The following is a 6,649-nucleotide window of genomic DNA, read 5'->3' on the forward strand; positions in this document are numbered from 1 at the left end:
CCTTACTCGCCCGTGGCGCTCGGCGCACCGGCGCGTTTGCGTTTGGAACCGCTGCTGCGACGACGTTTGCGCGGCGCGCCGCTGGCGTCTTCACCCTTGCCGCTGAGGTCGCGGATCATGTCGCGACGTTCGCTGTCGTTGGCATCCTGATAGTCAGTCCACCATTCGCCCAGGCCGTCGGTCTGCTCACCGGCGCTTTCACGCAACAGCAGGAAATCGTAACCGGCGCGGAAGCGCGGGTTGTCGAGCAACAAGTCGGCACGCTTGCCGCTGCGCCGTGGCAGGCGCTCCTGCATGTCCCAGATCTCGCGGATCGGCATGGTGAAGCGCTTCGGAATTGCAATGCGCTGGCACTGTTCGGCGATCAACTCGTGCGCGGCTTCCTGCATCGCCGGAATCGGCGGCATGCCACGCTCTTGCAAACGCAACACGCGGGCCGGCAGGGCAGGCCACAGCATCGCGGCAAACAGGAACGCCGGGGTTACCGGTTTGTTCTGCTTGATGCGCAAGTCGGTGTTGGTCAGCGCTTCGCTGATCAGCGTGTGGGTGTAATCCGGGTTGTGTTCCAGTGCGTCGGCACTCGCCGGAAACAACGGGGCGAACAGTTGAAGATCGACCAGCATCTCGAAGGTGATCGCGCCGTGTCCGGAAAGGAACAGCTTGAGCACTTCTTCGAACAGGCGTGCCGATGGAATCTCGCGCAGCATCGGCGCCAGTTCGCGGATCGGTTGAACGGTGTGTTTTTCGATGCCGAAATTGAGCTTGGCAGCGAAACGCACGGCCCGCAGCATGCGTACCGGGTCTTCCTGGTAACGCTGCTTCGGGTCGCCGATCAGGCGGATCAGGTGATTGCGAATGTCGTGTACGCCGTTGGCGTAATCGAGAATGCGTTCGCTTACCGGATCGTAATACAGGGCGTTGATGGTGAAGTCGCGGCGTTGCGCGTCTTCTTCCAGGGTGCCATAGACGTTGTCGCGCAGAATCCGCCCGCTTTCGTTACGCGAAGACTGATTACTGTCTTCGTCGTCTTCGTTTACGGGGTGATTGGCGCGGAAGGTCGCGACTTCAATGATTTCGCGACCAAAATGGATATGCACCAGTTTGAAGCGACGACCGATGATCCGCGCATTGCGGAATTCGGCGCGGACTTGCTCGGGCGTGGCGCTGGTGGCGACGTCGAAATCCTTGGGCGTGATACCCAAAAGCATGTCACGCACGCAACCGCCGACCAGATAGGCCTGGTAACCGGCGCCCTGCAAGCGTTCGACGATATTGACCGCGTAGCGGCTGAATTGCGTTTTCTGCAGCGAGTGTTGACCGCTGTTGAGCACTTCAGGGGTGCTACGGATGTGTTGCGTACGACGCACGGGAGTTCGGAATGACTGGAACAACTTCTTCAGCATGGGATGCACTGTTTGAAGGAATGTTCGGCCATACCAAAGAATGACCGCATGATGGGCGCAGATTCTAGCATTTAGTCAGGGGATGGTGTAGGACACAGCCGATTTGCCGTGCAAGCCGCGAGCTACAGGCTTCTGACGCGATGAAAATGGGGATTTTACGGGAGGGAGAAACTACAAGGGGAGCCGAAGCTCCCCAAGAAAGTAGTTGCGTGCTCTTTTTTATTATTGATTCGGGCTTCTTGTTTTTGTTGAGTGCCCTCGCCATGAAGCTTTTCCTTCATGACCCTCCCAATCGGGAGCCAAGAGCAAACGGATTGCTTTGGTCGCTGAATTGCAGTGATCTATCGATCCAACCAGTACAGGCTCTGTCTTAGGACAGTTTTTGTTGTTCTCGGCCTGGTCGTGGGGCAAGCCCCAAATACAACGCCTCTCCAAAAGAATCAGTTAGCTGCGCCTCTCGCCGTCTTGTTTTTATTGTGCGTGAGTCGATTCGTCTTATTTTTATTGTCTTGTGCAATGCTTGTTATTGTTCTTGTACCAAACATATAGCAGGGGGCGTGCCAACTTTTGCGAGGTCCAATAAAACAAGGGGTTAGGTCGATATAACCCTTTTGCAGGGGCGAAAAAAAGCCGGGGTTTCGTTACCGATAACCCCGGCTTCTGTTACGTGAAAGGACTGAGGTAACAGTTTTTTCACATCTTCAAGCGTTACCCGCACACTCGACAGGTAACGTTCAGCTCTCGCTGGCGACCCCGGTCTTGCGCCGTGGAATGCCCAGACGCTGACGGCGTTCCCACAGGCATTTACGGCTGACGCCCAGTTTGCGCGCCAGTTCGGTCTCGGTCATGTGGTCTTGATGCTCGAGAACGAAGTGCTGGAAGTAGTCCTCCAGCGACAGGTCTTCGGTCGGCTCGTGGCTGCTATTGGCGTTACCGCCGGTTTGCGGTGGCAGGCCGATGAACTCGTCGTCTTCCAGATCGCTCAGCTCGATGTCGATACCCAGCAGATCAGCGGAAATTTCCGGGCTCTCGCTGAGAATCACCGCGCGCTCGACAGCGTTTTCCAGCTCGCGCACGTTACCCGGCCAGGAATAGTGACGGATGGCCTGTTCGGCATCTGCGGCAAACTTCAGGTCGGTACGGTTGATGCGCGCACTCTGGCGGGCGAGGAAGGCGCTGGCGATTTCGTTGACGTCAGCACCGCGCTCGCGCAGAGCCGGCAGTTTCAACGCGATCACGTGCAGGCGGTAATAAAGGTCTTCGCGAAACTGACCGATTTTCGCCAGGCTTTTCAGGTCCCGGTGAGTCGCGGCGATCAGGCGGACATCGACCTTTTGTGACTGCACAGAGCCGACCCGGCGAATTTCGCCTTCCTGCAACACACGCAGCAAGCGAGCCTGGGCTTCGAGTGGCAGTTCGCCAATCTCGTCGAGGAACATCGTGCCGCCGTCTGCCGCTTCCACAAGGCCAGCACGCCCGGCGCTGGCGCCAGTGAACGCGCCTTTTTCGTGGCCGAACAGTTCGGACTCGATCAGGCTTTCCGGGATGGCTGCGCAGTTCACCGAAATCATCGGCGCCTTGGCGCGTTTCGACAGGTTGTGCAGCGCACGCGCCACCAATTCTTTACCGGTGCCGGACTCGCCCTGGATCAAGACGTTGGAATCGGTCGGGGCGACTTTGCGGATCTTGCTGTACAGATCCTGCATCGGCGGGCACGAACCAATGATGCCGATTTCGCCATTGCTGTTGTCGACGGCGGATTTGCCGCTGCCATTGGCGGTTTTGGCGGTAACAGTCTCACCGGCAGCAGGCGCCGATTGACGATCACGCAAGATTCGCGCAACAGCCTGGAGCATTTCATCGTGGTCGAAAGGCTTGGCGATGTAGTCCACCGCGCCCATCTTCATCGAATCCACCGCCGAGCGCAGGCTGGCGTAACTGGTCATGATCAGCACCGGCGTGCCCTGACCAAGCTTGATCAGCTCGGTGCCCGGAGCGCCCGGCAAGCGCAGATCGCTGACGATCAGATCGAACGTAGGAATGGTGAAGCGTTCTTGTGCTTCCTGCACTGAACCGGCTTCGCTGACCTGATACTGGTTACGTTCCAGCAGGCGGCGCAAGGCGGAGCGGATAATTGTTTCGTCTTCGACGATCAAAATGTGCGGCATTGATTCGATACTCTCGACGGTCTCAGTTCACAGCGGACGTCGCTTCGACATGACGCGGTAAGGTCACCCGGATACGGGTGCCGCGTTGGCTTTGTACATCAGCCGGGCTGTCGATGGTGATTTGTCCATAATGCTCTTCAACGATGGAATAGACCAGTGCAAGGCCCAGACCGGTGCCTTCGCCAGGGTCCTTGGTGGTGAAGAAGGGTTCGAACAATCGGTCCATGATGTTCTTCGGAATACCGCTGCCTTCGTCTTCGACGATCAGATCGACCGTGTGTTCGCCGGCTTCACTCTTGACCCGTACCGCACTGTGCGGCGGCGAGGCGTCACGGGCGTTGGAGAGCAGATTGATCAGCACTTGGGCGAGCCGCTGCGGATCGCCCTCGACCCAGTGATCGGGATCGCAAAGATTGTAGAACTGCACCTCGAAATTGCGCCGGTTCAACGCCAACAGCCCGATGGCATCCTGCGCGACTTCGGCCAGACAAACGGGCTCGTCGCTGTGCTGATGGCTGCCCGCGTGAGCGAAGCTCATCAGCGACTGGACGATGCGTGACACGCGTTTGGTCTGTTCGAGAATCTGCCCGCTGATTTCGGTCAGTTCGCTATCGTCTTCGCGCTCTTCGCGCAGGTTCTGCGCCAGACAGGCGATACCGGTGATCGGGTTGCCGATTTCGTGGGCCACACCCGCGGCAAGACGACCGATGCTGGCCAGACGCTCGGAGTGCACCAGTTTGTCTTCGAGCATCTGGGTTTCGGTGAGGTCTTCGACCAGCAGCACCAGGCCGCTGTTGCCGGGGGCCAGCGGCTCGTCAATCGCTGCTTTGTGCAGATTGAGCCAGCGAGTCTGGCCGTCGAGGGCCAGGTGCTGTTTGTGCAAGTGTTCATCGGGCAGATTGATGAAACCTTGGAGCAATTCTTTCCACGGATCGCCGAGGGTGCTCAGGCGCGAGCCGACAACACGTTGCGCGGCAATCCCGGTCAGTTCTTCCATGGCCTTGTTCCACATCAGGATCTCTTGATCCTTGGCCAGCGAACAGACGCCCATCGGTAGTTCCTGCAAGGTCTGGCGATGGTAGCGGCGCAGGGCATCGAGTTCGGCGGCTAAACCTGTGAGGCGCGAGTGATAATCCTCGAGGCGGCTTTCGATGAAGTGAATGTCTTCGGTGACGTAGTTTTCGCCCCCAGCTTTGTAAGGCAGGAAGGTTTCGACCATGTCCTGGGCGACGCTCGGGCCCATCAGGCCAGAGAGGTTGGCTTCGATACGATCGCGTAACCGGCGCAAGGCGTACGGGCGGCGTTCATCGAACGGTAGATAGAGATCACGCAGCGCCTGTTCGACTTCTTTCTGCGCAGCCTTGGCGCCCAGCGGTTTGGCCAGTTGCGTGGCGAATTCCTGTGGCGAGGCGGCGTGCAATTCCCGACGTTGCGGGCGACGCACGTTATCCACCGCGCAGGCTTCGGCAGCGGATGCTTCTTCGGGACTCGCATTGGTGAACAGCGAGATCAAGGTGAACATCAGCACGTTGGCGGCCAGCGAGGCGATCGCCGCCATGTGCCAACTGGTGTCGTCCAGCACGTAAATCATGTTCAGCAGCGGGATGTAGAAACCTTGCAGATTGCCGACCAGCGGCAGCAGCATGGTGACCACCCACACCAGAATCCCCGCCAGCAGACCGGCGATAAAACCGCGGCGGTTGGCAGTCGGCCAGTACAGCACCGACAACACGCCCGGGAGGAATTGCAGCGTGGCAACAAAAGCAACGATGCCGAGGTTAGCCAGATCCTGCCCCACGCCGAGCATCAGATAGAAACCGAAACCGGCCATGATGATCGCGACGATCAGCGCCCGACGGGTCCACTTCAGCCAGCGGTAGATGTTGCCTTCGGCGGGTGGCTGATAGAGCGGCAGCACCAAGTGGTTCAGCGCCATGCCCGACAGTGCCAGAGTAGTGACGATGATCAGGCCACTGGCCGCCGATAAACCACCGACGTAGGCGAGCAAGGCCAGCGGCTTGCTGTTGGCGGCGATGCCGATGCCGAGGGTGAAATATTCCGGGTCGGTGGTGGCGCCGAGCTTGAGGCCGGCCCACAAAATCAACGGCACCGCGAGGCTCATCAACAGCAGGAACAGCGGCAAGCCCCAGCTTGCACTGACCAATGAGCGCGGGTTGAGGTTTTCGGTAAAGGTCATGTGATACATGTGCGGCATCACGATCGCCGAGGCGAAGAACACCAGCAGCAGCGTGCGCCACGGGCCTTCCTGCAACGGCGTGTGCAGCGCGGCGAGGGCGGTCTGGTTTTGCAGCAGCCACAGCTCAAGTTGTTGCGGGCCGTCGAATACGCCGTATAGCGCGTAGAGGCCAACGCCGCCGAGGGCGATCAGTTTGATCACCGACTCGAAGGCAATCGCGAATACCAGGCCTTCGTGCTTTTCGCGTGTTGCGATATGTCGGGAGCCGAAGAAAATCGTGAAGAGAATGATCAGCGCACAAAACGCCAGCGCCACGCGGCTCTGGATCGGCTCGCCGGTGAGGATGCCGATGGAATCGGCCACCGCTTGAATCTGCAACGCTAGCAGCGGCAGCACGCCGATCAGCATGAAGATCGTGGTCAGTGCCCCGGCCCAGGTGCTGCGAAAGCGGAAGGCAAACAGATCCGCCAGCGACGACAGTTGATAGGTGCGGGTGATTTTCAGGATCGGATAAAGCAGCACCGGCGCCAGCAGAAATGCGCCGGATACCCCGAGGTAGCTCGACAGAAAGCCGTAGCCGTACTGATAGGCCAGGCCCACCGTGCCGTAGAACGCCCAGGCACTGGCGTAAACCCCCAGCGACAACGTGTAAGTCAGCGGATGGCGAATGATCGCCCGTGGAATCATTCCACGCTCACTGATCCAGGCCACGCCGAACAGTGCGGCCAGGTAGGCGGCGCTGATCAGCAGCATCTGGGTCAGGCTAAAGCTCATCGGCATCTTTTTGGCTCTGCAGGATGAAGGTATGTTTATTTAGGATGAGCGTATTGTTTTTTTTGAGTTTGATTGAGCGTGTAGATTTGTTTGTTCTATGTATGATT

The 6,649-nt window shown here is 58.7% G+C and carries 3 protein-coding genes; all 3 read right to left on the reverse strand.

From position 1 onward, the window contains the following. Positions 1-2: 2 nt before the first annotated feature. Positions 3-1,403 carry a polynucleotide adenylyltransferase PcnB gene (locus ACIQVE_RS18785; protein WP_402810862.1) on the reverse strand — a complete coding sequence of 467 codons (1,401 nt, stop codon included), beginning with the start codon at positions 1,401-1,403 and terminating at the stop codon, positions 3-5. A 734-nt stretch (positions 1,404-2,137) separates the two neighbouring features. Further along, the gene (locus tag ACIQVE_RS18790) at positions 2,138-3,571 is read right to left on the reverse strand and encodes a sigma-54-dependent transcriptional regulator (RefSeq protein ID WP_402810864.1); all 1,434 of its coding nucleotides are present in this window, start codon (positions 3,569-3,571) and stop codon (positions 2,138-2,140) included. A 22-nt stretch (positions 3,572-3,593) separates the two neighbouring features. Next, positions 3,594-6,548, reverse strand: a complete 2,955-nt coding sequence (locus ACIQVE_RS18795; RefSeq protein WP_402810866.1) for a sensor histidine kinase — start codon at positions 6,546-6,548, stop codon at positions 3,594-3,596. Between the last annotated feature and the right edge of the window lie 101 nt (positions 6,549-6,649).

Origin of the sequence: Pseudomonas sp. NPDC098747 (genome assembly GCF_044760045.1) — a bacterium.
Lineage (GTDB): Bacteria > Pseudomonadota > Gammaproteobacteria > Pseudomonadales > Pseudomonadaceae > Aquipseudomonas.